24 protein-coding genes are annotated in these 24,042 nt (G+C 57.9%); 15 read left to right on the forward strand and 9 right to left on the reverse strand.

The window, feature by feature from the left end; all coding sequences use genetic code 11:
* Nucleotides 1-49: 49 nt before the first annotated feature.
* The 7 genes from HNR62_RS09890 (at nucleotide 50) to HNR62_RS09920 (ending at nucleotide 6,563) form a co-directional block, all read left to right on the forward strand.
* Nucleotides 50-1,123, forward strand: coding sequence for a LacI family DNA-binding transcriptional regulator (locus tag HNR62_RS09890; RefSeq protein WP_204795921.1), 1,074 nt, complete (start codon nucleotides 50-52; stop codon nucleotides 1,121-1,123).
* Nucleotides 1,116-2,129, forward strand: a complete 1,014-nt coding sequence (locus HNR62_RS09895) for an ABC transporter substrate-binding protein (RefSeq protein WP_204795922.1) — start codon at nucleotides 1,116-1,118, stop codon at nucleotides 2,127-2,129. The genes HNR62_RS09890 and HNR62_RS09895 overlap by 8 nt, the downstream gene beginning before the upstream one ends.
* Before the next feature lie 72 nt (nucleotides 2,130-2,201).
* Complete coding sequence (locus HNR62_RS09900; protein WP_204795923.1) at nucleotides 2,202-3,023, forward strand: ABC transporter permease; 822 nt, start codon at nucleotides 2,202-2,204, stop codon at nucleotides 3,021-3,023.
* 10 nt (nucleotides 3,024-3,033) lie between these two features.
* Nucleotides 3,034-3,825, forward strand: coding sequence for an ABC transporter permease (locus HNR62_RS09905; protein ID WP_204795924.1), 792 nt, complete (start codon nucleotides 3,034-3,036; stop codon nucleotides 3,823-3,825).
* Nucleotides 3,826-3,856: 31 nt separating this feature from the next.
* Entirely contained in the window at nucleotides 3,857-4,924 is a 1,068-nt protein-coding gene (locus HNR62_RS09910) for an ABC transporter ATP-binding protein (RefSeq protein WP_204795925.1), read from the forward strand.
* Nucleotides 4,921-5,748: a phosphodiesterase gene (locus HNR62_RS09915; protein ID WP_204795926.1), complete on the forward strand. Its 828-nt coding sequence runs from the start codon at nucleotides 4,921-4,923 to the stop codon at nucleotides 5,746-5,748. Before HNR62_RS09910 ends, HNR62_RS09915 begins: the two co-directional genes overlap by 4 nt.
* Nucleotides 5,748-6,563 (forward strand): HAD family hydrolase, encoded by an 816-nt coding sequence (locus tag HNR62_RS09920; RefSeq protein WP_204795927.1) that lies wholly within the window; start codon nucleotides 5,748-5,750, stop codon nucleotides 6,561-6,563. Before HNR62_RS09915 ends, HNR62_RS09920 begins: the two co-directional genes overlap by 1 nt.
* A gap of 38 nt (nucleotides 6,564-6,601) precedes the next feature.
* Here HNR62_RS09920 and HNR62_RS09925 read toward each other — a convergent pair whose 3' ends face one another.
* Nucleotides 6,602-7,027 carry a PGPGW domain-containing protein gene (locus tag HNR62_RS09925; protein ID WP_204795928.1) on the reverse strand — a complete coding sequence of 142 codons (426 nt, stop codon included), beginning with the start codon at nucleotides 7,025-7,027 and terminating at the stop codon, nucleotides 6,602-6,604.
* Between the two features lie 232 nt (nucleotides 7,028-7,259).
* Here HNR62_RS09925 and HNR62_RS09930 point away from each other — a divergent pair, with 232 nt between their 5' ends.
* Entirely contained in the window at nucleotides 7,260-7,868 is a 609-nt protein-coding gene (locus tag HNR62_RS09930) for a porin family protein (protein ID WP_204795929.1), read from the forward strand.
* A 171-nt stretch (nucleotides 7,869-8,039) separates the two neighbouring features.
* Here HNR62_RS09930 and HNR62_RS09935 read toward each other — a convergent pair whose 3' ends face one another.
* The 6 genes from HNR62_RS09935 to HNR62_RS09960 all read right to left on the reverse strand — a co-directional run bounded on the left by HNR62_RS09935 (nucleotide 8,040) and on the right by HNR62_RS09960 (nucleotide 17,118).
* Entirely contained in the window at nucleotides 8,040-9,326 is a 1,287-nt protein-coding gene (locus HNR62_RS09935) for a TRAP transporter large permease (RefSeq protein WP_239552721.1), read from the reverse strand.
* A gap of 53 nt (nucleotides 9,327-9,379) precedes the next feature.
* Nucleotides 9,380-10,009 (reverse strand): TRAP transporter small permease, encoded by a 630-nt coding sequence (locus HNR62_RS09940; protein ID WP_204795930.1) that lies wholly within the window; start codon nucleotides 10,007-10,009, stop codon nucleotides 9,380-9,382.
* Nucleotides 10,010-10,113: 104 nt separating this feature from the next.
* Entirely contained in the window at nucleotides 10,114-11,124 is a 1,011-nt protein-coding gene (locus tag HNR62_RS09945; RefSeq protein ID WP_204795931.1) for a TRAP transporter substrate-binding protein, read from the reverse strand.
* 530 nt (nucleotides 11,125-11,654) lie between these two features.
* On the reverse strand, nucleotides 11,655-13,886 hold the full coding sequence (locus tag HNR62_RS09950; protein ID WP_204795933.1) for an NADP-dependent isocitrate dehydrogenase: 2,232 nt from the start codon (nucleotides 13,884-13,886) through the stop codon (nucleotides 11,655-11,657).
* A 221-nt stretch (nucleotides 13,887-14,107) separates the two neighbouring features.
* Nucleotides 14,108-15,622 carry a diguanylate cyclase gene (locus HNR62_RS09955; protein ID WP_204795934.1) on the reverse strand — a complete coding sequence of 505 codons (1,515 nt, stop codon included), beginning with the start codon at nucleotides 15,620-15,622 and terminating at the stop codon, nucleotides 14,108-14,110.
* A 140-nt stretch (nucleotides 15,623-15,762) separates the two neighbouring features.
* Nucleotides 15,763-17,118: a hypothetical protein gene (locus tag HNR62_RS09960; protein ID WP_204795936.1), complete on the reverse strand. Its 1,356-nt coding sequence runs from the start codon at nucleotides 17,116-17,118 to the stop codon at nucleotides 15,763-15,765.
* A gap of 219 nt (nucleotides 17,119-17,337) precedes the next feature.
* Here HNR62_RS09960 and HNR62_RS09965 point away from each other — a divergent pair, with 219 nt between their 5' ends.
* The 3 genes from HNR62_RS09965 (at nucleotide 17,338) to HNR62_RS09975 (ending at nucleotide 20,208) form a co-directional block, all read left to right on the forward strand.
* On the forward strand, nucleotides 17,338-17,583 hold the full coding sequence (locus HNR62_RS09965) for a DUF2960 domain-containing protein (protein WP_204795937.1): 246 nt from the start codon (nucleotides 17,338-17,340) through the stop codon (nucleotides 17,581-17,583).
* Between the two features lie 179 nt (nucleotides 17,584-17,762).
* Entirely contained in the window at nucleotides 17,763-19,589 is a 1,827-nt protein-coding gene (locus HNR62_RS09970) for an EAL domain-containing protein (protein WP_204795939.1), read from the forward strand.
* A 130-nt stretch (nucleotides 19,590-19,719) separates the two neighbouring features.
* On the forward strand, nucleotides 19,720-20,208 hold the full coding sequence (locus tag HNR62_RS09975) for a copper chaperone PCu(A)C (RefSeq protein WP_204795941.1): 489 nt from the start codon (nucleotides 19,720-19,722) through the stop codon (nucleotides 20,206-20,208).
* A 300-nt stretch (nucleotides 20,209-20,508) separates the two neighbouring features.
* On the opposite strand, the gene HNR62_RS09980 is transcribed toward HNR62_RS09975, so the two are convergent.
* A complete protein-coding gene (locus HNR62_RS09980) occupies nucleotides 20,509-21,246 on the reverse strand; it encodes a 4'-phosphopantetheinyl transferase family protein (RefSeq protein ID WP_204795943.1) in 738 nt (245 codons plus the stop codon).
* Nucleotides 21,227-21,667, reverse strand: coding sequence for an excinuclease ATPase subunit (locus HNR62_RS09985; RefSeq protein WP_204795944.1), 441 nt, complete (start codon nucleotides 21,665-21,667; stop codon nucleotides 21,227-21,229). The genes HNR62_RS09980 and HNR62_RS09985 overlap by 20 nt, the downstream gene beginning before the upstream one ends.
* 361 nt (nucleotides 21,668-22,028) lie before the next feature.
* On the opposite strand from HNR62_RS09985, the gene HNR62_RS09990 reads away from it, so the two are divergent.
* From HNR62_RS09990 to HNR62_RS10005, 4 genes are read left to right on the forward strand one after another with little or no spacing between them, the layout of a single operon-like run.
* Entirely contained in the window at nucleotides 22,029-22,742 is a 714-nt protein-coding gene (locus tag HNR62_RS09990; RefSeq protein WP_204795945.1) for a beta-ketoacyl synthase chain length factor, read from the forward strand.
* A gap of 19 nt (nucleotides 22,743-22,761) precedes the next feature.
* Entirely contained in the window at nucleotides 22,762-23,541 is a 780-nt protein-coding gene (locus HNR62_RS09995; protein ID WP_204795947.1) for a lysophospholipid acyltransferase family protein, read from the forward strand.
* Entirely contained in the window at nucleotides 23,522-23,782 is a 261-nt protein-coding gene (locus tag HNR62_RS10000) for a phosphopantetheine-binding protein (protein ID WP_204795948.1), read from the forward strand. The genes HNR62_RS09995 and HNR62_RS10000 overlap by 20 nt, the downstream gene beginning before the upstream one ends.
* 9 nt (nucleotides 23,783-23,791) lie before the next feature.
* Nucleotides 23,792-24,037, forward strand: coding sequence for an acyl carrier protein (locus HNR62_RS10005; protein ID WP_204795949.1), 246 nt, complete (start codon nucleotides 23,792-23,794; stop codon nucleotides 24,035-24,037).
* The last annotated feature ends 5 nt before the right edge of the window (nucleotides 24,038-24,042 follow it).

Raw genomic sequence — 24,042 nt, forward strand, 5'->3', positions numbered from 1 at the left:
ACTGTCAAAAAGCGAATTTATAGTGCCTCTCAACACAGAGGAGGCACTTATGGCCAGAACCGTTACCATCAGGGACATCGCCCGGCATTGTGGCCTGTCCACCGCCACCGTATCCCGGGTGGTCAACAACAAGGGAGCCGTGCGGGCGGAAACGGTGGAACGGGTGGAGGCCGCCGTCAGCGCGCTGGGCTACCGCCCGAGCATGGCGGCCCGGACCCTCAAGTCTTCCAGCAGCATGACCCTGGGCGTCATCATTCCCAGCCTGACCAACCCGGTGTTTGCCGAAACCGCCGCCGGCCTGCAGCAACGAGCCCGAACCCTGGGTTACACCCCCTTGATCCTCTCTTCCGATTACGACGGTGCGCTTGAACTGAGTGCGGTGGAAACCCTGCTCGCCTATCAGGTGGACGGAGTACTGCTCACGGTGAACGACGCTACCAACAGCGCCGCCCTGCAGCGGCTGGATGAAGTCGGTGTGTCCTACTGCCTGATGCACAATGCGCCGCGTCAGCGGGTGGCGGCCTATGTGGGCGTCGACAACTTCTGCGCCGCCGCCGACGTGGCCGGGCGCATTCTGGCTGCCGGCCACCGCTGCATTGGCATGATTTCGGGTGAATTTGTGCGCACCGACCGGGCACGGGAGCGCCATGCGGGCTTTTTGTCGGGTCTGCGCCAAGCTGGTGTGGCCCTGGCGCAACTGGTGCAGGTGGACCCGGTCAATGCCACCGGGCTGCAGCAGGCGCTGACCGCCATTTATGGCCAGCCGGGCGAACAGCCTACCGCCTGGTTCTGCTCCAACGATTTGCTGGCGCTGGCCGCCATCGCCCAGCTGGAGCGGCTGGGCTTGCGGGTGCCAGAGGACATTTCCATTGTCGGCTTCGACGGTATTCAGGCCGGTGCCCTGCGCATGCCGGCCCTGACCAGCGTGCGCACCCCCAACCTTGAAATCGGCAGTGCCGCCGTGGATGCCCTGCTGGCACAGCCAGACCACAACACCGCTTCGGGCCCGAGCCGTCAGCTGGGATACCAGCTGGTGGCCGGTGGCACCCTGGCTTCCCTTACCCATTCCCCTGTTCAACATTCCCCTGTTCAACCCTTCAGCGAGAGACAACGTCATGCTTAAACAAGGTGTAGTTAAATGGGCTTCGGCCCTGGCCGTTACCGCCAGTGTACTGGGTGGTCAGGTGCAGGCCGCCGATGCCATCTGTTATAACTGCCCGCCCCAGTGGGCAGACTGGGGCACCCAGCTCAAGGTGATCAAGGAAGAGCTGGGCTACCGCATTCCCTTTGACAACAAGAACTCCGGCCAGGCCTTGTCCCAGCTGCTGGCCGAGCAGAACAACCCGGTGGCGGACGTGGCCTATTATGGCGTGTCGTTTGGCATTGCCGCCGCCGGAAAGGGCGTGACCGAGGCTTATCAGCCCGCCAACTGGGAGCAGATCCCGGACGGCCTGAAGGATCCGGACGGCAACTGGTTCACCATTCACTCCGGCACCCTGGGGCTGTTTGTGAACGTGGATGCCCTCGAGGGCAAGCCGGTGCCCCAGAGCTGGCAGGATCTGCTGGATCCCGCCTACAGGGGCATGATCGGTTATCTGGATCCGTCCAGTGCCTTTGTCGGTTATGCCGGCGCGGTGGCGATCAACGGTGCCTTGGGCGGAGATCTGGACAACTTCGAGCCGGGTCTGGAGTTTCTGGCCAAACTGCAGGACAACGATCCCATCGTGCCCAAACAGACCGCCTATGCCCGGGTGCTCTCCGGCGAGATCCCCATCATGCTGGACTACGACTTCAACGCCTACCGCGCCAAATACAAGGACGGCGCCAATGTGCAGTTCGTGATCCCCGAAGAGGGCAGCGTGGTGGTGCCCTATGTGATGAGTCTGGTGAAAAACGCGCCCAACCCGGAAAAGGGCCGCAAGATCCTCGATTTCGTACTCTCCGACAAGGGGCAGGCGGTGTGGGCCAACGCCTTCCTGCGGCCGGTTCGTCCCGATGCCATGCCGGATGAAGTGAAGGCCCGCTTCCTGCCCGAGTCCGATTACGCCCGCGCCGTGGCGGTGGACTACGGCAAGATGGCCGAGGTACAGACCCGCTTCCAGCAGCAATACCTCAACCGCATGCAGTAACCGGGGGCCGGTGGCGGGCACTGCGGTGCCCGCCCCGACTCCGCTTTTGACTTTCTTTCGTTGAGAAACCCCATGTCTGTTCAAACCAACCGAAACCTGGTTCTGATGATGCTGCCGGTGCTCATCATTACCTGCGCCTTTTTTCTCATCCCCATGGGACAGCTGATCCTGGTGTCGGTCAGCGGTGACGACGGTGCCATGAACTACTGGCAGGCGCTGACCAACAGCCGCTATCTGCGCAGCATGCTGGAGACCCTGGCACTGTCGGTGGTGACCACCCTCACCACCCTGGCCATTGCCCTGGTGGCCGGCCTGTTTCTGGCCCGCAACCGGTTTGCCGGCAAGTCGCTGCTGGTGTCGCTGCTGACCTTTCCGCTGGCCTTTCCCGGTGTGGTGGTGGGCTTTCTGGTGATCATGCTGGGCGGCCGCCAGGGCCTGAGCGCCGAGCTGGGGCTGCTGCTCGACGGCTCGCGCTGGACCTTTGCCTATTCCCTGGCCGGGCTCTTTGTCGGTTATGTCTATTTTTCCATTCCCCGGGTGCTGCTGACGGTGATGTCGGCGGTAGAGAAGATGGATCTGATGCTGGAAGAAGCGGCGCGCTCGCTCGGCGCCTCGCGCCTGCGCATAGTGCGGGACGTGATCCTGCCGGCGCTCAAGCCGGCGCTGATCGCCAGTGGTGCCATCTGCTTTGCTACCTCCATGGGCGCCTTTGGCACCGCCTTTGCGCTGGCCAGCGGCATCAATGTGATGCCGATGACCATTTATACCGAATTCACCCTGGGCGCCAATATTGCCATGGCGGCGGCACTGAGCATTCTGCTGGGGCTGATCACCTGGCTGGTGCTGTTGCTGGCGCGCTCGGTATCGGGTGCCAACTCCACTCCTGCTGCCTGAGGACACTGCCATGAAACGACCTCTTTCCTACTACCTGCAGCTGGGTTTTACCCTGCTGATCTGCGCCTTTATGGTGGTGCCGGTGCTGATGTCGGTGACCGCCGGCCTGACCAACAACTACTTTCAGGGGCTGTCGAGCGGGCTGACCCTGCGCTGGATAAACGAAGTGCTGGCGCTGTACAGCGATACCCTCTGGCTGACCCTGCAACTGGCCCTGGCTACCCTGGGGGTGAACCTGCTGGTGGGGGTGCCGGCGGCCTATTATCTGGCGGCTTCTTCCAGCCGCTGGGCGCGCATCTTTGAAGAGCTGATTGTGCTGCCGGTGGCCATTCCCGGCCTGGCCATCGCCCTGGCGCTGATCATCGCCTACGGCGGCCACGGCGATCTGCGCACCAGCTGGCTGTTCATTCTGATCGGCCATGTGCTGTATACCCTGCCGTTTATGGTGCGATCTGTGCAGGCGGTGCTGCACAGCATCGACTTCAAACAGCTGGAAGAAGGTGCGGCCAGCCTGGGCGCCGGCTTCTGGCGCCGCTTTCGCGACGTGGTGGTGCCCAACTGCAAGGGCGGCATCATCAGCGGCGCCCTGATGACCCTGACCCTGTCGGTGGGCGAGTTCAACCTTACCTGGATGCTGCACACCCCGCTGACCAAAACCCTGCCGGTGGGACTGGCCGACTCCTATGCTTCCATGCGACTGGAGATCAGCAGTGCCTACACCCTGATCTTTCTGATCATGCTGCTGCCGCTGATGATTGGCGTGCAGTGGAGCGGCGCCCGGCTGCGCAAGCCGGCGGCATGATAATCCGTATTTTGTTTTCAGGAATTAAACCATGAGCAACCACGAACACGGCGTTTCCATTCGCCTCGAAAACTGCCGGAAAACCTTTGCCGACGGCACCCTGGCACTGCAGCCGCTGGACTTGACCATCAACGCCGGCGAGACCCTGGTGCTGCTGGGCCCCTCGGGCTGCGGCAAGACCACCACCCTGCGCATGATTGCCGGACTGGAGTTTCCCGACGAGGGCGGCCGCATTCTGTTTGGCGATGAAGACGTGACCCGCCAGCCCATTGAAAAGCGCAAGGTGGGCATGGTGTTTCAGTCCTATGCCCTGTTTCCCAACATGACGGTGGCCGAAAACGTGGGCTACGGCCTGAAGGTGCAGAAGGTGAATGTCGCCGACATCAAACGGCGGGTGGCGGAAATGCTGGAGATGATGGAGCTGGGCGCATTGGCCCACCGCCGCATCAGCCAGCTCTCGGGCGGCCAGCGGCAACGGGTGGCGCTGGCGCGGGCCATTATCACCAGCCCGCGGGTGCTGCTGCTGGACGAGCCGCTCACCGCCCTCGATGCCCTGCTGCGCGAGCGGCTGCGGGCCGACATCAATAGCCTGCTGCGCAAGCTCGGCATTACCGCCATTTACGTGACCCACGATCAGGACGAGGCCATGGCCCTGGGGGATCGCATTGTGGTGATGGAGCAGGGACGGGTGTCGCAAATCGGCTCCCCCCGCGAGATCTATTTCACCCCCAAAAACGACTTTGTGGCCGACTTTATCGGCCAGATCAATGTGTTTGAAGGCCAGATCCGCGATCGCCGCATGCAACTGCCGGGGGGCAGTCTGCCGGACGTGGCGCTGGCCGACGGCTTTGGGCGCATTCACTGCCGGCCGGAAGACATAGTGCTCACCGAGGCCGGCAGCGGCCAGCTTACCGGCGTGGTGCAGCAGACCCAGTTTATCGGCGATCGCACCCGGGTATGGGTGGCGGGTGCCGGCCAGCAACCGGTGCTGGTGGACGGCGACGGTCGGACGCACTTCACGCAGGGGCAGCCAGTGGGGCTGCAGATCAAGCCGGATCAGATGATCCTGCTGGATCAGCAGGGTGTGAGGGCGGCATGATCATCGCGCAACTGACGGATCTTCACATCAAGGCCGGCGGCAAGCCGGCCTATGCCGGCAGGGTGGACACCTTTGCCCGGCTGCAGCAGGCGGTGGACCATCTGAACGGTCTGCAACCCATGCCCGATCTGGTGCTGATCACCGGCGATCTCGGCGACTTCGGCACCGAAGCCGAATATCGGCAGGCCCGCCTGGCGCTGGACCGGCTGCAAATGCCGTTTTATCTGGTGCCGGGCAACCACGACGAGCGCGGCGCCCTGCGGGCGGCGTTTACGGATCATGACTACCTGTTTCAGACCGATGAACACCTGAGCTATGCCATCGACGGCCTGCCGTTACGGCTGGTGGGGCTGGACACCAGTGTGCCGGGCAAGCCCCATGGCCTGATTGATGCCGAGCGGCGCGACTGGCTGGCACAGACCCTGAGCCGGGCACCGGCCCGGCGCACCCTGCTGTTTATGCATCACCCGCCGGTGGCGGTGGGGCTGGAGCACATGGATGTGCAACGGCTGAACGGTGCCGACGAGCTGGCAGTGGTATTGCAAAGTCACCCCCAGGTGGAGGTGATACTGTGCGGCCACCTGCACCGGCCGGTGGAGTTTATGTGGTGTGGGCGACCCGTGTATGTGGGCCCGGCCCACAACCATGCGGTAACCCTGGATCTGCGCCCCGGTGCGCCTTCTTCCTTTACCAAGGAGCCGGCGATGATCCGTCTGCTGTATCTGCACCCGCACAGCGGCCTGCTGCTGAGCCACCAGAGCCATGTGGATGCCTGCGATGGCCCCCATCCGTTCTTTGACCAACAGGGCAGGCTGATAGACTGATGAAACCCATAGACCAGCTGTCGCCGGCCCGGGCCGGCGCCATTCGCTACATTCTCACCGATGTGGACGATACCCTTAGCTACCGGGGCCAGTTACTGCCCCAAACCCTGCAGGCACTCTATGATCTGCGCGACGCCGGCATGACCGTGGTGCCCATTACCGGCGCCTGTGCCGGCTGGTGCGATGCCCTGGTGCGGCTGCTGCCGGTGAACACGGTGATCGGCGAGGGCGGGGGCTTTCGCTTTCAGCTCGACGGCCAGCGCCTGAGCACCCACTACTGGCTGCCCGACGACGACCGCCGCCAGCAGCGGCAACGGCTTGAAGCGGCGGTCAACGCCGCCCTGGCTGCCGTGCCCGGCGCCCGGCTGGCAACAGATCAGCCGCTGCGCCTGACCGACATGGCCATCGACATCGGCCAGGCGGTGAGCCTGAGCCGCGACGAGGTCAATGCCCTGTGTGCCGTGCTCGACCAGCACGAGGTGAACTATTCCACCAGCTCCATTCATCTCAATGTGTGGAGTGGTGATCACAACAAATGGCGTGCCGCCGAGCGCTATTTCACCACCCGGCTGGGGCTGACGACAGAGCAGATCCAAACTCAGGTGCTGTGCATCGGCGATTCGGCCAACGACGAACCCATGTTCCGCGCCCTGCCCCTGAGTGTGGGGGTGGCCAACATACGCCACAGCCTGCCCTGGCTGACCACGTTACCGGCTTATCAAACCGAAGCGGAAGGCGGCAAGGGCTTTGCCGAAATGGCCGAGCAGCTGCTGCGGATGCGGCTGGAAGCCAAAGCCGGGATGGCGGTGACCTGAAGTGTGGCTGTTGACGGAGGAACGAGAGACGCGGCTGCTCATGTTTCACCATCAAACCTCAACGGCGGCCGCCCGGCTCTTCTGCGCAGCCAGTTCACGCCATTGCGCACCGAGGGCACCCTGAACAGTCGGCGTTCCAGCCGGTATTTGCCCGGAAAGTTCAGCATTACCAGGGCGATCAGTATGGTCAGCAGCCCCTGACCGGGGAGCACCAGCATGGCGATGCCCATCAGCAGTAACACCAGCCCCAGCAGGTTTTTCAGGATCAGCAGCAGCCAGCGCAGCAGCGGATGCTGCCGGGCCCAGAGTACCCGGTGGCGATAGCTATCGGAAAAATAATCCGCCGGAATCCGCACCACCAGCCAGGGGATCGCCAGCAGCGAGCCGATAAAGCACACTGCGCTGGCAATGCCCAGTGTCCATATCAGGATTGGGTTGCTGAAAATCTGAAGAAAATCATCCACGGATACAATTGCTCTTTAACGTGAAAACCAATGCTGGAGAGGTGCCATTATGATGGAAAAGGGCTGCGCCCAACATACCTTACCAGCGACAGGCTTGGTGAAAAAATCAGTTTTCAGGCGCAAAAAGGTTAGGGGTGAGTAATTCATATGGAGCTTATTGGAACACTGTTCTACGCTTTTCAGGCACAGTGGTTAAATAACATCCAATAATAATCTCAAGGACGGTATACATATGAAGCTGAACGCATGTCTTGCGGGAGCATGTCTGTTGGTGGCGGCCAGCGCCCAGGCCCAGCAATACTCCTCGGTCACCCCCCTTACCTACTCCCAACCCGAGTTTTATGTTGGGTTGAATTATTCACATATTAAGGCGGATGTAGAACTTGATGTGTTGGATGATCCACTCTCTAACGACTGGAATACGGTGGGTATCAACCTAGGGGTTCAGCCTTCACCCTACTTGGCATTTGAAGCTCGTTATGGGCGAGGAGTAGGGAGTGATGAGCATTCGGTTCAGGGAGGAGAAGGAACAACCAAGCTGAAATACTATTATGGCTTTTATGCACTACCTCAGATCCCCATCCAGGACTTCATGTCGGTTTATGGCCTGCTGGGTTGGACCAAGGCCAAAGTCGAAGCTGAAAGTGATGATTTTCCAAGTGTCGGCTGGCCCAGAAAAGTTTCAGACTCCGAGGATGACTTCAGCTACGGTGTTGGGGTACGTTTCCGGGATAAGAGCCATCCGGGCGGCGTGGCCTTCTTCGCGGAATATGCACAGCTGATTGATCGTGATGAAGTCGATGCAACCGGCCTGATGGTGGGCCTGAGCTGGCATTTCTGAACTGCAACAGTGTTACTGTCAAAGGGCCTCAAGGGCCCTTTTTTGATCCCCTTGCATCGGGCCGCTGCTCTTCTCGAGCACCGAGTTACTTGTCGGCAGAGCGGGCCCTTTGTTCGGGATTGAGATGACAGTCGAACAGAACGATAGATCGATTGCTTCATGGGATGGGCATCAGTCGGGGAAGGCCAGATCACGCAGGAACAATGCTATTTCCGGAAAGGCGATAATCAGCCCGGCGGCGGCCACCAGCATGAAGATGAAGGGGGGAGTACCGCGGATCACCTCCATATAGGGCCGTTTGAATATGGCAATGGCGGTGAAGATATCGCAGCCAAACGGGGGAGTGGCCGAGCCGATGGCCACCTGCAGGGTAATGAGTACCCCCACCAGGACTGGATCCAGCCCGGTGGCCTGAATGGCCGGCGCGAAGATGGGGGTCAGCACCAGGATGACGACGATGGGATCCACAAACATGCAGGCAATAAAGAAGGCCACACAAATGGCAATCAGCACCCCGACCGGGCCGGCTTCATTGACGCCAACCGACTCCAGAATGGTCTGGGGCACCTGGGCGAACGACAGTATCCAGGAAAAGCCGTTGCCGACCGCCACCAGAATAAAGACCACGGCGGTGATAAGGCCGGTGGACTTGGCAATGCGATAGATTTCCGGGAGCTTGAGCGAGCGAAATACCACGAATTCCAGTAGGAAGGCATAAAGCACGCAGACCGCCGCCGCTTCCGTAGGGCTGAAAATACCGCCATAGATACCGCCGACGATGATCACCGGAAAAAACAGCGGCCACAGCGCCATCTGAACCGCACGTAATCGCTCGGACCAGCTGGCTTTCGGCTCGGTAGGCACCTTATGCTTGTGGGCGTAATAGAGGCAATAGAGCGAAAACATCAACAAGATCAGCAAACCGGGCCCTATGCCGGCGATAAACAGCTCGGCGATGGAGATTTCGGAGATGACCCCGTAGATGATCATGCCGATGCTGGGCGGGATCAGAAAGGCGATGTCGCTGGCATTGATGATCAGCGCCAGGGTAAAGGAGTCGGAATAACCGGCCTTGAGCATTTTCGGCCGTAGCGGCGAGCCCACCGCCACCACAGTGGCCTGGGTGGAGCCGGACACGGCGCCGAACAAGGTGCAGGAAGTGGCGGTACTGATGGCAAGGCCCCCCTTGATGTGGCCGATAAAGGCCATGACCATGTTGATCAAGCGGTCGGCGGAGTGTCCGCGGGTCATGATGTCGGCGGCGAGAATAAACATGGGCACCGCAATCAGCGAGGCAGGCCGAATGCCGCCCATCATCTGCTGAATAAAGGTCCCCATCTGGCCGAAGCCGTCGAACATCATCACAAAGCCGACCACGGAGGCGGTGATCAGCGGAATCATCATGGGAAAACCCAACAGCAGCAGCCCAATCATGATGGCCATTAACAGCGTTGCCATGGTTTATGCCTTTTTATGGTTATTGACGCCAGGCGCTTGATTGCCGCCCGGAATTAAACTTTGGTCTCGGGATGGGTCTCGGTACGGGTCTCGGTATGAGTTTCGATATCACCGTAGCCATCCGCCACCCCGGTGGAAAGATAGACGCCGGGGCTGGTCAGGTTCTTGACGGCGGTCAGCAGGTATTGAATGCCGGTGACGGCAAAGCCCACGGGGGCCCAGATGTAAATCCACCAGATCTCGATGCCGAGTGCCGGCAGAATGCGGCCGCGACTGTGGAGCGTATCGATATAGCCATAGGCGTGGTAGCTGAGAAAAAACATCATCAGGGCGGTAAAAAGCGCGATGAGGATCATCAGTACCTTTCTCGCCCGGACGGGTAGCGCGTCGTACAGTGCCGACATGCGGATATGGCGGCCGTGACGGGCGGCGTAGCCGAGGCCGGCGAAGGTGATGAAGATAATCAGAATCCGGTTGATCTCGCCGGAGAAGAAGAAGCCTTCGCCAAACACGAAGCGGGCGATGACATTGGCGCAGGTGTTGATGGCCATCAGCAGTACGCCGGATGCGAGCATCAGGGCCTCGAAGCGGGCTATCCATTCATCCATTACACCCAGAACGCCGGGCAGGCCCGAGTCATAGGCAGCGGTGTCATCTTCTGGTTCAGGAGTGTGCTCAGACATTATAATGCTCCGGAGCCGTCCCTGTCCCGGCGGCAGAGGCGCCTACGGGTGGGTTGATATGGCCTCACCTGGAGTGGTGAGGCCGCAGGCTCATTATTAATTATTCACAGATCTTTCAGATCCTGCTTGAACTGGTTCAGCAGCGCCTTGCCGCCCTCTCCGGTCATGTCGATAAACTTGTCTTCCACCCGGGGAGCCCGGGCCTTGAAGGCGGCAATCTGGGTGTCATCGAGGCGAGTGACCGTGACCTTTTTGCTGTTGCTGGTGATTTTTTCCAGCGAGCGGTCGGCGAGGCCATCGATGTGCTCGATGATTTCCTCGAAGGCGTGGTCGGCTGCCTTTTGTACCAGCTGTTGATCTTCATCGGACAGTCCCTGATAGAAATCCCGATTGGCCATCATGGCGGTGGTAAACCAGCCGTGACCGGTAAAAATCAGGTTGGGAGACACTTCGTAGAGACCGCCGGATTCGATCCAGAAGATCGGGTTTTCCTGACCCTGGATCATGTTGGTCTGCAGGGCACCATAGACTTCACCCCAGGGTAGGGGGGTCGGGGTGGCGCCGAAGGCGGAATAGGTTTCCGACAGCAGCGGGTTGGTCATGACCCGAATTTTCTTGTTGTTCAGCTGTTCCGGCGTGGTGGCTTTTTCATCCAGGGTGATAACCATTTCGCCTTCGGGATACATCTTCAGCAGTTCCAGACCTTTTTGCGCATAAAGTCTGGGAAAGTCTTCGTTGATGGCCTTGCTCTCGCGAAAGAAGCTCACCACCGTCTTCATGTCGGTGGGCATCAGATAGGGGATGAAGAATATCTGGGCTTCGGGGATCAGGGCGCCGGTAAAGCCGGGAGACTGGTTGACGAAGTTGAGGATGCCGGCCTGCGTCTGCTCCATGATGTCATCAGACTCGCCCAGTTCGCCAAAGCGGTAGATTTGCAGCGTATGATCCGAATGCTCTTCGATGTATTCCTTGAACTTGTGGGCGTACACGTCCTGTACGTCGCCTTCGTATTCTTCGTGGGCATAGCGCCAGTTGTCGGCCTGGACGGCGGTACAGGTGAACAGCGCCAGCGCCGACAGTCCGGTCGCCAGCTTGAGTCCTTTTAGCTTGTTCATTCCGTGCTCTCCTTCGTTTCGGGTTCTAACCTCATTTGGGGCTATTATAGACTGTCAAAAGACGACTGTGGACGCAAGAGAGCAATGCAATCAAGTGCGTGACACCGAGCTGAGTTGTATTGATGCGTGTGTGTAAATATGGTTGCTTGTGCTTTTTTTGATGATTATTCAGTATGTTAAAGGTAATTGTGCTATTTTTGGTGGCTTCTGCAGTAGGGGTAGGGAACGCGCTGCAGGCATGCGCTGCCAAAAAAAGGCTGCCAAAAAAACGAGCGGTAAATGGCGGGGGGTATGGTTTCACCACTAACTATAGCCGTCCCGGCCATGATCCGGTCATGTTGAGGCCCCGGACCTGAGACAACACAGCCGTCTCCCTCGATACGCCATCAACCCTTCATGGGTGCTCGGAAATGTCTGCCCGGTTGGCAGGCCATTAGCGGATCCTCGTTCTGGCACGCATCCAATAAAAAACCCCGGCATCCAGGATGCCGGGGTGTTGGTTTTAGCCGGGGTGACTCAGACGGTCAGACTCAGCCTTTCAGTGCGGCCAGGGCCTGGTTCAGCGTCGCGCTGGGGCGCATGACCTTTTCTACCGCCGTCGGGTCGACGTGGTAATAGCCGTCGAGGCCGGCGGGCTGGCCCTGTACCGCGTTCAGCTCGGCGACTATCTGCTGCTCGTTGTCGGCCAGTGCCTTGGCCAGCGGCGCGAAGTGGGCGGCCAGTTCGGCGTCGTCGGTCTGGGCGGCCAGCTGCTGGGCCCAGTACAGGCTCAGGTAGAAGTGGCTGCCGCGGTTGTCCAGCTCGCCGGCGCGGCGCGACGGCGACTTGCCGTTGTCCAGCAGCAGCTCGGTGGCCTTGTCCAGGCAGGTGGCCAGGATCTTGGCGCGGGCGTTGCCTTCCTTGATGCCCAGCTCTTCCAGCGACACCGCCAGCGCCAGGAATTCACCCAGTGAGTCCCAGCGCAGGTGGTTTTCTTCCATCAGCTGCTGTACGTGCTTGGGTGCCGAACCGCCGGCACCGGTTTCGTACATGCCGCCACCGGCCAGCATCGGCACTATGGACAGCATCTTGGCCGAAGTGCCCAGTTCCATGATCGGGAACAGGTCGGTCAGGTAGTCACGCAGCACGTTACCGGTCACGGAGATGGTGTCCAGGCCGCGGATCATACGCTCCATCGAGAAGCGGATGGCTTCGTTGTAGGACATGATACGAATGTCCAGGCCGCTCAGATCGTGCTCCTGCAGGTAGGCTTCCACCTTCTTCTGCAACTCGTTGTCGTGGGCGCGCTCGGCGTCCAGCCAGAATACCGCCGGAGTGGCGGAGTGGCGGGCGCGGGTGACGGCCAGCTTGACCCAGTCGCGAATGGCGGCATCCTTGGTCTGGCAGGCACGCCAGATATCGCCTTGTTCCACTTCGTGCTGCATCAGCACCTGACCGTTGGCATCGACCACGCGCATGGTGCCGTTTTCGCTCAGTTCGAAGGTCTTGTCGTGGGAACCGTACTCTTCGGCCTTCATCGCCATCAGACCCACGTTGGGCACTGTACCCATGGTGCGGGGATCGAAGGCGCCGTTGGTCTTGCAGAAGTTGATCACTTCCTGATAGATGCGGGCATAGGTGCTTTCCGGCATCACCGCCTTGGTGTCTTTCTGCTTGCCGTCACGGCCCCACATCTGACCGGAATTGCGGATCATGGCGGGCATGGAGGCATCTACTATCACGTCGCTCGGCACGTGCAGGTTGGTGATGCCCTTGACCGAGTCGACCATTGCCATTTCCGGGCGGAGTTCGTAGCAGTCGTGAATGGCCTGCTCGATTTCGTCCTGGGTGGACTGGGGCAGGGTCTTGATCTTTTCCAGCACGCTGTTCATGCCGTTGTTGGGATTGACGCCCAGCTCGTCGAACAGCTCGCCGTACTTTTCGAAGACTTCCCGGTAGAAGACCTTGACGGCATGGCCGAACACGATGGGGTGAGACACCTTCATCATGGTGGCCTTGACGTGCAGTGACCACATGACGCCGGTCTCTTTACAGTCTTGCAGTGTCTGTTCGAAGAAGTCCGACAGTTTACGGGCACTCATGAACATGCCGTCCAGCACTTCGCCGGCCTGCAGCGGCAGTTCTTTTTTCAGTTCGACCTGGCCGGCCTGGTTGACGAATTCGATACGAACGGTCTGATCCTTGTCCATGGTGACGGACTGCTCGCTGGAGAAGAAGTCACCGCCCTTCATGTAATCGGCGTGGGAGCGGGAGGCCTTGCTCCAGGCACCCATGGAATGCGGGTATTTGCGTACGAAGGCCTTCACCGCCGCCGGGGCACGACGGTCGGAGTTGCCCTGGCGCAGTACCGGGTTGACCGCGCTGCCGAGAATTTTGGAATAGCGCTCGGCGGCGGACTTTTCTTCGTCGGTGTTGGCTTCTTCCGGCAGATCGGGAATATCGAAGCCCTGGGTTTGCAGCTCCTTGATGCAGGCGCGCAGCTGGGGCACAGAGGCGCTGATGTTGGGCAGCTTGATGATGTTGGCATGCGGATCCTGGGTCAGCTCACCCAGCTCACTCAGGCCATCAACCACACGTTGTGCTTCGCTCAGGCGCTCGGGAAAGGCGGCCAGTACGCGGCCGGCCAGCGAGATATCGCTCAGGGTCACGTTAATGCCGGCGCTGCTGGCAAAGGTGCGCACTATGGGAAGTAACGAGTAGGTGGCGAGGGCGGGGGCTTCATCGGTCAAGGTATATACGATGGTCGGTTCTTTGGTTGTCATTATTTCGCTTGTTCCCTGCTTGATAGGTGGGTTCAACGGCTCGGCGTGGCACCAATTGTTGGCTGGCACTGGCGCTGGCATACACCGCTGGATTGCATTTCCGCCCGGTATTGTATGACATATAGGCCCCTAGACTTAAGCGCCCTGAGTAAATTCTGTGGCGTCACTCGACTAAAGAGATATTGGCGGCCGCTGGAGGCGCTGGAAAGCAGGTCCCGGGTTCAGGCCCTGTCGTCGCGATCACGGTCGTTGCGGTCACGGTCGCCGCGGTCGGTGGCCGGGAGCGTCGGTCGGGCCACGCAGGCCTGATCCCGCCCCTTGTGCTTGGCCTGGTAAAGGGCCTCGTCTGCTCGCTGCACCAGGGTATCCACGGTATCGGCGGGTTCGAGCGCCGCTATGCCGGCACTGGCGCTAATGTGTTCCTGTCCGGGGAAGCGATGCCGGCGTATGCTGGCCAGTAGTCGTTCGGCCAGCTGTCTGCACTGACCGAGATCGGTTTCAAAGCACACTATCAGGAATTCCTCCCCGCCCCAGCGGCAGATGGCGTCGGCCTCGCGCAGATTATCCTGCAGCAGTTGACCGAACCGGACCAGCACCTTGTCGCCGGTCAGGTGGCCATATTGGTCATTGACGTGCTTGAAGTGATCGATATCGAGCAGGATCACCGTCAGTGGGCGACGGTAACGTTGTGCCCGGCGCAGGTCTTTTTCCAGCGTCAGGTTCAGGCCGTGCCGGTTGGGCAACCGGGTCAGGGCATCGGTCTGTGCCATGACCTCGAGCTGCCGGTTCAGCGCCCGCAGGCGACGTGCCCAGAACAGGCTGGTGCCGGTGACGGCGGCCAGCAGCAACCCCAGACCATAGGCCAGGGTGTAATCGGTGACCACCTCCGACACCATCTGCAATGACAGGTAACGATTCATGACCTGTTGCCGCTCCTGATCGGTCATGGCATTGATGCCCCGGTTCAGAATATCGCGCAGGGTATGTTCCGACTGGAGTACCCCCATGCGCAGCCGGTTTTCATAACCGGGCACCTGTCCCGAAATTTTGAGGTTGTACCAGCCCTGCTGCTTGATGGTATGGGCCGCCACCACCAGGGATCTCAGGGTCAGATCGGCTTTGCCATCCGATACCAGTTGCATGGCTTCGGATTCCGACTCGGTGTCGATAATGGTCAGGTTGGGAAAGTCCCGGGCAAAGAGTTCGAACATGGCCGTGCCGCGGGGCAGGGCCATGGTGTGGTCGGTCAGGCCGGCCAGGTCGGAGATGAAAGGATGTTCTTCCCGGGAAATCAGCACATTGGGATCGTCCAGCAGCGGGTCGGTAAAGATAAGCCACTGTTCGCGATCCGGCGTCTGGTTGAGCAGACTCAGGGCCACGCAGTCTCCGTTACGGGAAGCGGTCAGGCTCTGCTCCCAGCCGGAGGTGGGATGCAACTGTATCTGTAGCCCCGTCTTGGCGGCGACCAGGGTGATGAGATCGGCGGCGATGCCCACATGCTGATTGTTTTTGTCTATGGCTTCGAAAGGTAACCAGTCCGGATCCACGCACATGGAGATGGTCGGGTGGGCATCGATATACACTTGCTGGGTGACGCTGAGCGGCACCCGGGGTTCGGCGGCCCACAGGCTGGTGCCGGCGACCAGCAGGAAGAGACCGAACAGCAGGCGGTAATCGGATAACCGGCGCGATATTAAAGCGAGCCTGCCCAGGGTGGGCATTGAGGCTGAATTCATCCCTGACCTCAGGCGTTGGTGTATGAGTCCATCATGCGACTTTCGACGGCCGAGGGCAATGGTTAGCAACGCCCTATTGCCGGCCTCAGGCCGGCACGGGGAAAGGGGATGCCTCTTTATGTTTCAGTGCTCCCGATGTTTCAGTGCTCCCGCTGGGGGATTTCCTCTATTTCCACAATTTTGGAGCGGCTCATCACCACTTTCCAGCGCTGGATGACCGGCGGCTTCTGGCCCTGGGTTTCACGGGTGACCAGGTTGATCAGATAGCGTTTTTCCACCGCCTGACGGGAGACCTGGCCTTCCTTGAGCTGGTAGACGTGGTGCGAGCCCTTTTCCATCAGCTTGGACAGCAGACTCAAATCCAGATGCAGCAATTCGCGGGTCTGTTCGTAGCCACTCAGAAAGCGGGTGGGCAACATGCGGGAGTGGCTGCCGTAGTGCATGACCACTTCTTCCCGCTGGCTCACGTTGGCATGGCGTGTCGCCAGAATGTCGTCGCTCAGCCGGGAGGGGCGGCGATAGTCGAACCATTCCAGCTGACGCCCCACCAGCTGGCTGCTGTGCACATCGAAATACTGTCGACGCCATTTGGGGCGACCCTTGCGCAACCAGCGCCACAGGGTGTTGCGCAAGTCGTCCTTGAACAGTTCACGCAGCGCATAAAGCAGGGCGAGGGCGAAGATCACCATCAGCGAAATGCCGCCCAGGGTTTCGCGCACCTCGTAGGCGGCCAGCGATACCGAGGTCATCACCACGGCGGTGACCCCCGCCTTGAGCAGTTTCTGTTCGCCGCCGCCCAGCTCCCGGGTTTTCTCCTTGAGTGTCACCGGATATTCGATCAATCTGCGCAGCAGCCGCATCTTGTTGGAAATGCGCGACAGCGCCTCCGTGGTATGGCTGGAGTTATATTGTTGCTTGTCACGATGCCGGCGCTCGATATCACAGATTTCCAGCAGCAGTGACTTGGTTGTCTTGTAGTCGCCGCTGCGGGGCAGGTGAGCCACCAGCGACAAGAGTCGCTGCTCGGTAAACCAGGACAGGTAGTTGTCGATATTGACGTAGTACTTGAGCAGGGTCTGATCGGTGGGCACATTGCGGCGCAGGCGGCGCAGAATATCCTGGGCCAGGGCGATCACCTCTTCTATCGCCTCCTGGCTGGCACTGTCTTTGCCGTTACGCAGCTGGTGGCTGGACTGTTCCAGCCCCACCACATACTGATAGGCGTAGAGGCTGAGACTGAGCCGGTATTGCTCCGTGGTGAGCTTGCCCCGGCGGGCCAGGCGGCTGTGCACCAGCGGCAGCAGCGGCTGGTCGCTGAAATAGGTGCGTTGTACCTGAATGGCGCCGTGGTAAAACTCCTCTTCCGGCACCACATGAGTATTCAGCCCCAGTTCGCCGGGAATAAAGAGATAAATATCCAGCCGGTGCTCGGTCGCCTCCCGCAGGATACGAGATATCTTGAGGGCGAAGCCATCTTTACGCTCAACGCTGATCACGGGCGGGATTTACACCATAATAATGAATGATGACAGCATCTTAACGTATTTTTTCGCGCGGCGCTCAGGGGCCAGAAAACCGCGGAAATTATGCCGTAGGGGCCATGCCGGGCCGATGGAGGGTGTCGAGCGCTGAAAATCCACCCGCATCGGGGGGAGCCGGGCTTGAGTCGGTATGGCGGTTGCGGCGACAATGGCGTTTTTCCGGGGAATACCAGCATGGCTTTTCGTATCAGTTACCACTATCACAAGCAGCAAAAAGAAATCGGTTTTGCCAATGACAAGCACCACAGCGTCTATGATGCCATCGCCACGGCGGAAGGGGTGGATCTGACCGAGTTTCATCGCATGGAAAGCCAGGTGGCCAATGTCAGCCGCAACGATCGCAAGACCATGAAGGACTTTCGCGAAGAATATTTCCGCAAGCTGGGCTTCAGTCAGGTAACCATAGTGCGTGAAGACTAATGCTGGGTACGGACAGCGCCAGCCTGCTCATGTCTGTTCCTGCCAACCCGCGGATACAGGCTGCATCTGCGTGAAAAATGGCTCTGGCTCGTGGTTTTAATCACCTCATCGGCAAGGATGTGGACAGCGTCAAATGGGTTTGCCATGATAGATGGAACGCAACAGTCAACGGATGACATGTGGAACAGATTCAGAGCTTTTTCGGTTATCACAAGGCCCTGACGCAGCTGGTGCATGGCCGGCGTTTTATCGGGCTGGACAAGCGCAAGAAGCTGGAAGCCTTGAGTGCCCTTTGTGGCGAACTGCTCCGGGTCGACAGTGTCGGCATCTGGACGCTTAGCCTCAGTGATGACCATCTTGAGCGTGACTTGTGTTATCCACGGGGCCTGGATGGCCGGGGTCAGGGTCTCAGCCTGAGTCGGGACCAGCATGAGGTCTATTTTTCGGCGCTGGATGCCGCCGAAATCATCTGTACCCATGATGTGAGCACGGATCCTCGTACCCGTTCCTTTCATCCGCGTTACCTTAATGAAACCCAGCTGGTCGAGTCCATGCTGGGCGCACCTCTCTACGACGGCAATCGTTTATGTGGTGTTATCGGCCTTGAAAGCCGGCAACGACGACAGTGGAGCCTGGCCGATATCGCCTGCGTGACGGCCGTCGCCGATACCATCAGCCTCATCAATACCCACGAGGCCTGGCTGAACAGCCGCAAAGAGCTGGATTACATTACCCATCACGATGATTTTACTGGTCTGCGGAACCTTCGCGCATTGCGTAATTATATACAGCAGCAGATCGAACAGCAGGCGGAGGAATCCTTTGCCCTGTTGTGGTTCGATATCGACCGGCTCAATGCCATCAATAACGGCATGGGGCAGCAGGTGGGTGACGCCGTGGTGAGCGAAGTGGCAGCCCGGTTGCGGGGCATGCAGTTGCCGGGCAAGGAGATGGTGGCGCGGGTCGGCGGAGACGAGTTCGCCATGATCTGCCGTTTTCCACAGGGGCGGGGGACCATGGACAAGGCGGTGGATGCCATTCTGGAAACCATCAACTATCCCATCAGGATCGGAGAGCAGAAAGTCCAGATCAGTGCCAGCATCGGCATTTCCTTTTTCCCCGATGATGGCGGAGATGTACCCACCCTGATTCGTCACAGCGAGTCGGCCATGTACTACGCCAAGGCCTGCGGGCGACGTCAGGCGCAGTATTTCAATCAGGATATCTCGAGTACCGCCAGGGCGCGTTTTCTGCTGGAAAGCCAGTTGATCGAAGCCATCGCCGCCGGTGGCCTGAGTGTCTTTTACCAGCCGATCATGTCCGGCGACGGTCGTGCCGTGGTCAGTGCCGAAGCCCTGGTGCGCTGGCAGCACGACACCCTGGGCTGTATGTCACAGGCGGATTTTTTGCCGCTGGCCTACGAGGCCGGGCTTATCGCCGACCTGGATCTCTGGGTGCTGGAACGGGTATGTCGGGATATACAGCAGGCTCGTGAACAGGATGTGCCGATGCCGCCGGTGGCGGTGAACCTTTCTGCCGACTCCATCATGGATCCCCTGCTGGCGGATAAAGTCCGGGAAAGGCTCCAGCGTTATCAGGTGCTGGGCACGCAACTGGAGCTGGAGGTCATCGAAGACGCCGTCAAGGGAGACTCGACCGTTTTGCAGCAAACACTGGCAGAGCTGGTGCGCATGGGCATCAAGTTGTCCATTGACGATTTTGGCACCGGTTATTCCTCGCTGTTGCGGCTAAAGAACCTGCCATTTACCAAGTTGAAAATCGATCGCTCCTTCATTCAGGACCTGCCACAGGACACGGATGACTGCGCCATTACCCTGTCCATTCTGGGGATGGCCAAGGGGCTGGGCGTGGAAGTGGTGGCCGAGGGGGTGGAAAACAGCGAGCAGGAAGCCTGGCTGCAGCATCAGGGCTGCAATTATCTGCAGGGCTTCAAATACCACAAACCCATGCCGTTCGAAGCCTTTATGGCGCTGCTGAATTATTGATTTCAAGCGGGCATTCATCTCTCTTTGTTGTTCCGCCTTTTTGCGGGTACCGAAGGCGTGATAGTGGATGGAAATAACGACCAGCTTGCTTACAATGAACCGAATATCATCATCTGCAAGGAATGAAATAATGGCATCGTTACGCACCCTGCTGGCCACGGCCCTGCTGCTGGGCTCAGCGGTGGTTTTCGCCCACGACTACCATGGCGGTGATCTGGATATAGCCCATCCCTGGAGCCGGCCGCTGCCGCCGGTGGCCACCACCGGCGTGACCTATCTGACGGTGAGTAACAAGGGCGATGCCGAGGATGTGCTGCTGGGCGCCGAGAGCCCGGTCGCGGAAAAAGTGGAAATTCATACTCATATCAAGGATGGCGAGTTGATGAAGATGCGCCAACTGAACGAGCTGGTGATCCCGGCCGGTGGCGAGCTGATACTGGCGCCGGGTGGTCATCACCTGATGCTGATGGGTCTGAAGCAGGTGCCGGCCGTCGGCGAACGCTTTCCGCTGACCCTGTATTTCAAAAAGGCCGGTGCCCTAGAAGTGGACGTCGCGGTGGATGGCGAGCACGCGAAGCCGGAGGAAAAGGTCCATGACGACAGCCATCATCACCGCTAAATATAAGAAGGGAACGGCTGGCCCCTTTTTATCAGATCGTCTGTTCGTCCGAAGCTGGTTGGTCAAAGGGCTCTCTACCCCCGACATGCCGCAGTAAATGACACTCAGCAGTGAAACCCGCTGCGAATATTCGCCGGATGCTTGGTCTAGCGCCACTGTTTCGTTACAACACGATAGAACCTTACTGCCGGGCAACAAAGCTTCGGGTGGAAACTTCTGTTCAAGAATACGGCTGCTCTGTGTGTACCTGAGGCTGTTGTAATTTAGCTGTATTGCCTGAGCCTGATGAAGGATCCGCTCTTAATAGAGGCTGTGGTTCCCGCCGTTCCGGGTTGTGTTTTGTGGCAGTGATTGCTCCAGATTGATGAAGGTCTTGAACAGTGTAGGGGGATGGGCGCTTTTGTCACTGACAGTTGCAATCTGGTAGTTCCCCAGTTTGAATTGGGTGAGGTGCCATTGGGAGCTGTCTGTAAGTAAGGAATAATATGCAAGTGCCGGTAGGGTAGCCAAACTTTGCTCATTAGGAGAAATGGCTTTATACAGTGCTTCTTTGGCGCACCATAATCGATAGAAATAATTCAGAAGCTTGGAGTTTTGCTTCGGTAAAAGGCTTAACTCTTTTTCACTCATAAAGAGTTTGGCCATTTCTCGAAAGTTGTTTCTGGTCTTCGTCAATTCAGCATCAATTCCAATCCTTAGTGGACTTAAAGCAAAGCACACCAGGTTATAGCTGTGGCTTAGGCTGATGTGAGCTGGGGTGGGAAGGTTGTGAATGGCGGGCGTTGCCTGAGGCCGCTCTTCTATCTTCCAAAAGGTGGTAGGTCGCTGATAATTCTGACTTAAGGCAGTGCACAACAAGAGTCTGCTGTGGAGGTATTGCAGTCGACGTTTGGTGGAGCGAAGGGAGTGGTAAAAATCCTGCTGCGCCGAGGGTAGTCGAGCCAGTTTTACATCAAGGCTTGATTGGCCGGAAGAGCCGATTCTGGCGTGCCAGAACCGGATAATTACGGGAGGGGCGTTAGCGGGCAAGTTTAACAACTTCTCCGGTCAGGGCGACACCGGCGATAATCGCACCGGCATGGCATTCATACTGGGTGTTGCTGCTGACCTTGTTTTTCTTGTAGTAGCTGGCAATGTTGATAACGGCGTCGCCCCCCTCTTTTTTCACCCTGTCCTGCAAGGAGAGAAGTGCAGACAGCAGCACCCAACGGCAAGCTTTATCGTCGCTTTTGTTGAATGCATTGGTCTTTTTATTGGTTGAAAAGTCGCCAAAGCTATGTGCTACCTTGGGGTGTTTTTGGCTGCCGAAGTAGAGTTGGACGTTTGGGTCGAGTCGCTCCTTAAATTCAGAAGACTGCATTGCATCCTGAATTGGCAGCATGTGTTTGGTGTCACGGCTGAATGCCTGAGGTGACATCAAAATCAAAAAGATCGAAAGGCTGGCGGTGATCAATTTCACGATATTTTCCTTGTGGTAGCAGATTCCTGATAAACGACTGATTATAGATAGAGTTAACCCATTGAGTAAACAGCTTTCTCTTTGCATTAGCCGGGTGGACAGGTAAAATCGGTCGGCCCCTAAATAGCAGGGTTAAAATGGATTTTGTCTTATTTTTAACCAGGTAAGCCTGAGGTTATGATGTTGCCCAAGGTAAGGGTATGTTTTACTTAACTAGGCGATGAAAATTTTGCCTGGGTGTGCTTTATTTGTGTGTAAAATAATCGCATCTAAAGTGTGCTTGTATCCTGATTTAGCAGGAGTGATGTAGTCAATGGCTGGCTTGCGTTAGTTGCCGGGATAAGGGTAGGCAGGAGTAAGGATGTCTTTAAGTTTCAAGCTGCAATCATGGAATGCGCTCGCTCCTGGTCTGGAAAGTACTTCTGAGTGGCGGAGCTGGCTGGAACAGCTTTGTATTCCAACTCCCTGCCTGAATAAGGTTTCATTGCAGCAAATCCCCCCCATATTGCGGCGGCGGTTTACCGAGCTGGGCCGTTGTGCCGCCGGGGCAGCCTTGCCGTTGCTAGAAAATATCGATGCTATACCAGGCGTGTTTGCATCCCGGCATGGGGATACGCCACTCACGCTGTCGCTGCTTGAAGGCATCGCCGATGAACAGCCAATGTCACCCACTGGATTTAGTCTGGCCGTTCATAATGCCGTCAGTGGATTGATCTCCATTGCACGGAAGGACGCCAGTGAAGTGACAGCAATTGCAGCAGCCGATAATCTGATTCCCCTTGCGCTGCTGGAAGCGGCAACGCAGCTGCAGGAACGGGAACGGGTTTTGTGCCTCGTGTACGATGTCCCCCTGCCAGAACTTTACCAGCCTTATAGTTCTTGCGAACCATTTCCTTTTGCGCTAGCCATGTTGCTCAGTCGCAGTGAAGGTGTTGAGATGACTCTTGAGCAAACCCGGTTTCAGCAGAAGCTGGATGGTTCAAGCGATCTGTTACAGATAATGCGCTTTCTGTGTGAGCAGGATAATAGTGCCCGCTTTCATTCCGAATCGGGCTTTGGCTGGCAGCTCTCCTGACATAAGGCCCTGTTCAAGTATGTTGAGTCATATTAATCGTCTTTGGCGCTGGTGCGGAACAGTGTTCAGCTTTTTGGTATTCGGACTTGGTGGCGTAGTGTTGCCGCTACTTGTTCTTCCTGTGCTGTACTGCACTCCGGGAAGTACTGAGCAGCGTGAAAGAAGAGGCCAGCGTGTGATTCATCATGCCTTTCGCTTTTATATTGGCATGATGAAGTTTCTCGGTGTACTCAGTTATGAAGTTGAGTACCCGGATAGATTACGGCATGCCCGTCTGATACTGGCTAACCACCCGTCACTGATCGATGTAATTTTTTTGATCGCGCTAGTGCCTAACGCTAACTGCGTGGTGAAAGGCAAGTTGAGCCGCAACCCGTTTACTCGTGGACCCATCAAGGCCGCTGGTTATATCATCAACGAAGAAAACGAGAAGGTGGTTGCTGCGGCTGGGGAGGCGTTTGCCAAAGGCCATGCGTTGATCATCTTTCCGGAGGGAACGCGGACTACACCCGAGGCGCTGATGTCGTTGAAAAGGGGAGCCGCCAATGTGGCTGTTCGCAATGCGGCGGATATCACACCGGTACTGATAACCTGTCATCCATCCACGCTGACTAAACAGGACCGCTGGTATCAGACGCCTACTTCCAAGGTGCATATCCGCATTTGCGTGAATGAAACCCTGTCGGTGGAGCCCTACCTGCAGGAGATGGCTCCATCTGTAGCAGCACGAAGGTTAACGGCTGATCTTGCCGAATATTTTGATAAGGAGTTGAAAGTTTATGAGCAATCTGCAATTTGAAATAAAGCAGATGATTATCGATGCGCTAGACCTTGAAGATATCGAGGCAGGCGAAATCGATGATAACGAAGCCCTTTTTGTAGATGGGTTGGGTTTGGATTCAATAGATGCACTTGAAATAGGTCTGGCGTTGCAGAAGCGATATGGTATCAAGCTGAAAGCAGACTCTGAAGAAACCCGTAAGCATTTTGCCAGTGTTAATGCACTAGCGGAGCTGGTTCAATCCCAAGAAAAGCATTAAGAGAGTGTCATGTCAGGTCAGAAAGAAATTTATCAGAAAATCGTCAAGGTTCTGGAAGAGTTGTTTGAAATTGATCCGGATGATATCCATCCGGAGGCCAATCTCTACCAAGATCTGGATATCGACAGTATTGATGCAGTCGATCTGGTTGTTGAATTGAAAAAAATGACCGGTAAAAAAATTAAGCCGGATGACTTTAAGTCGGTGCGAACGGTACAGGATGTGGTCATTGAAGTTGAGAAATTGCTTGGCTGAATCCG

Origin of the sequence: Oceanisphaera litoralis, assembly GCF_016907015.1 — a bacterium.
In the GTDB taxonomy this organism is placed as follows: domain Bacteria; phylum Pseudomonadota; class Gammaproteobacteria; order Enterobacterales; family Aeromonadaceae; genus Oceanimonas; species Oceanimonas litoralis.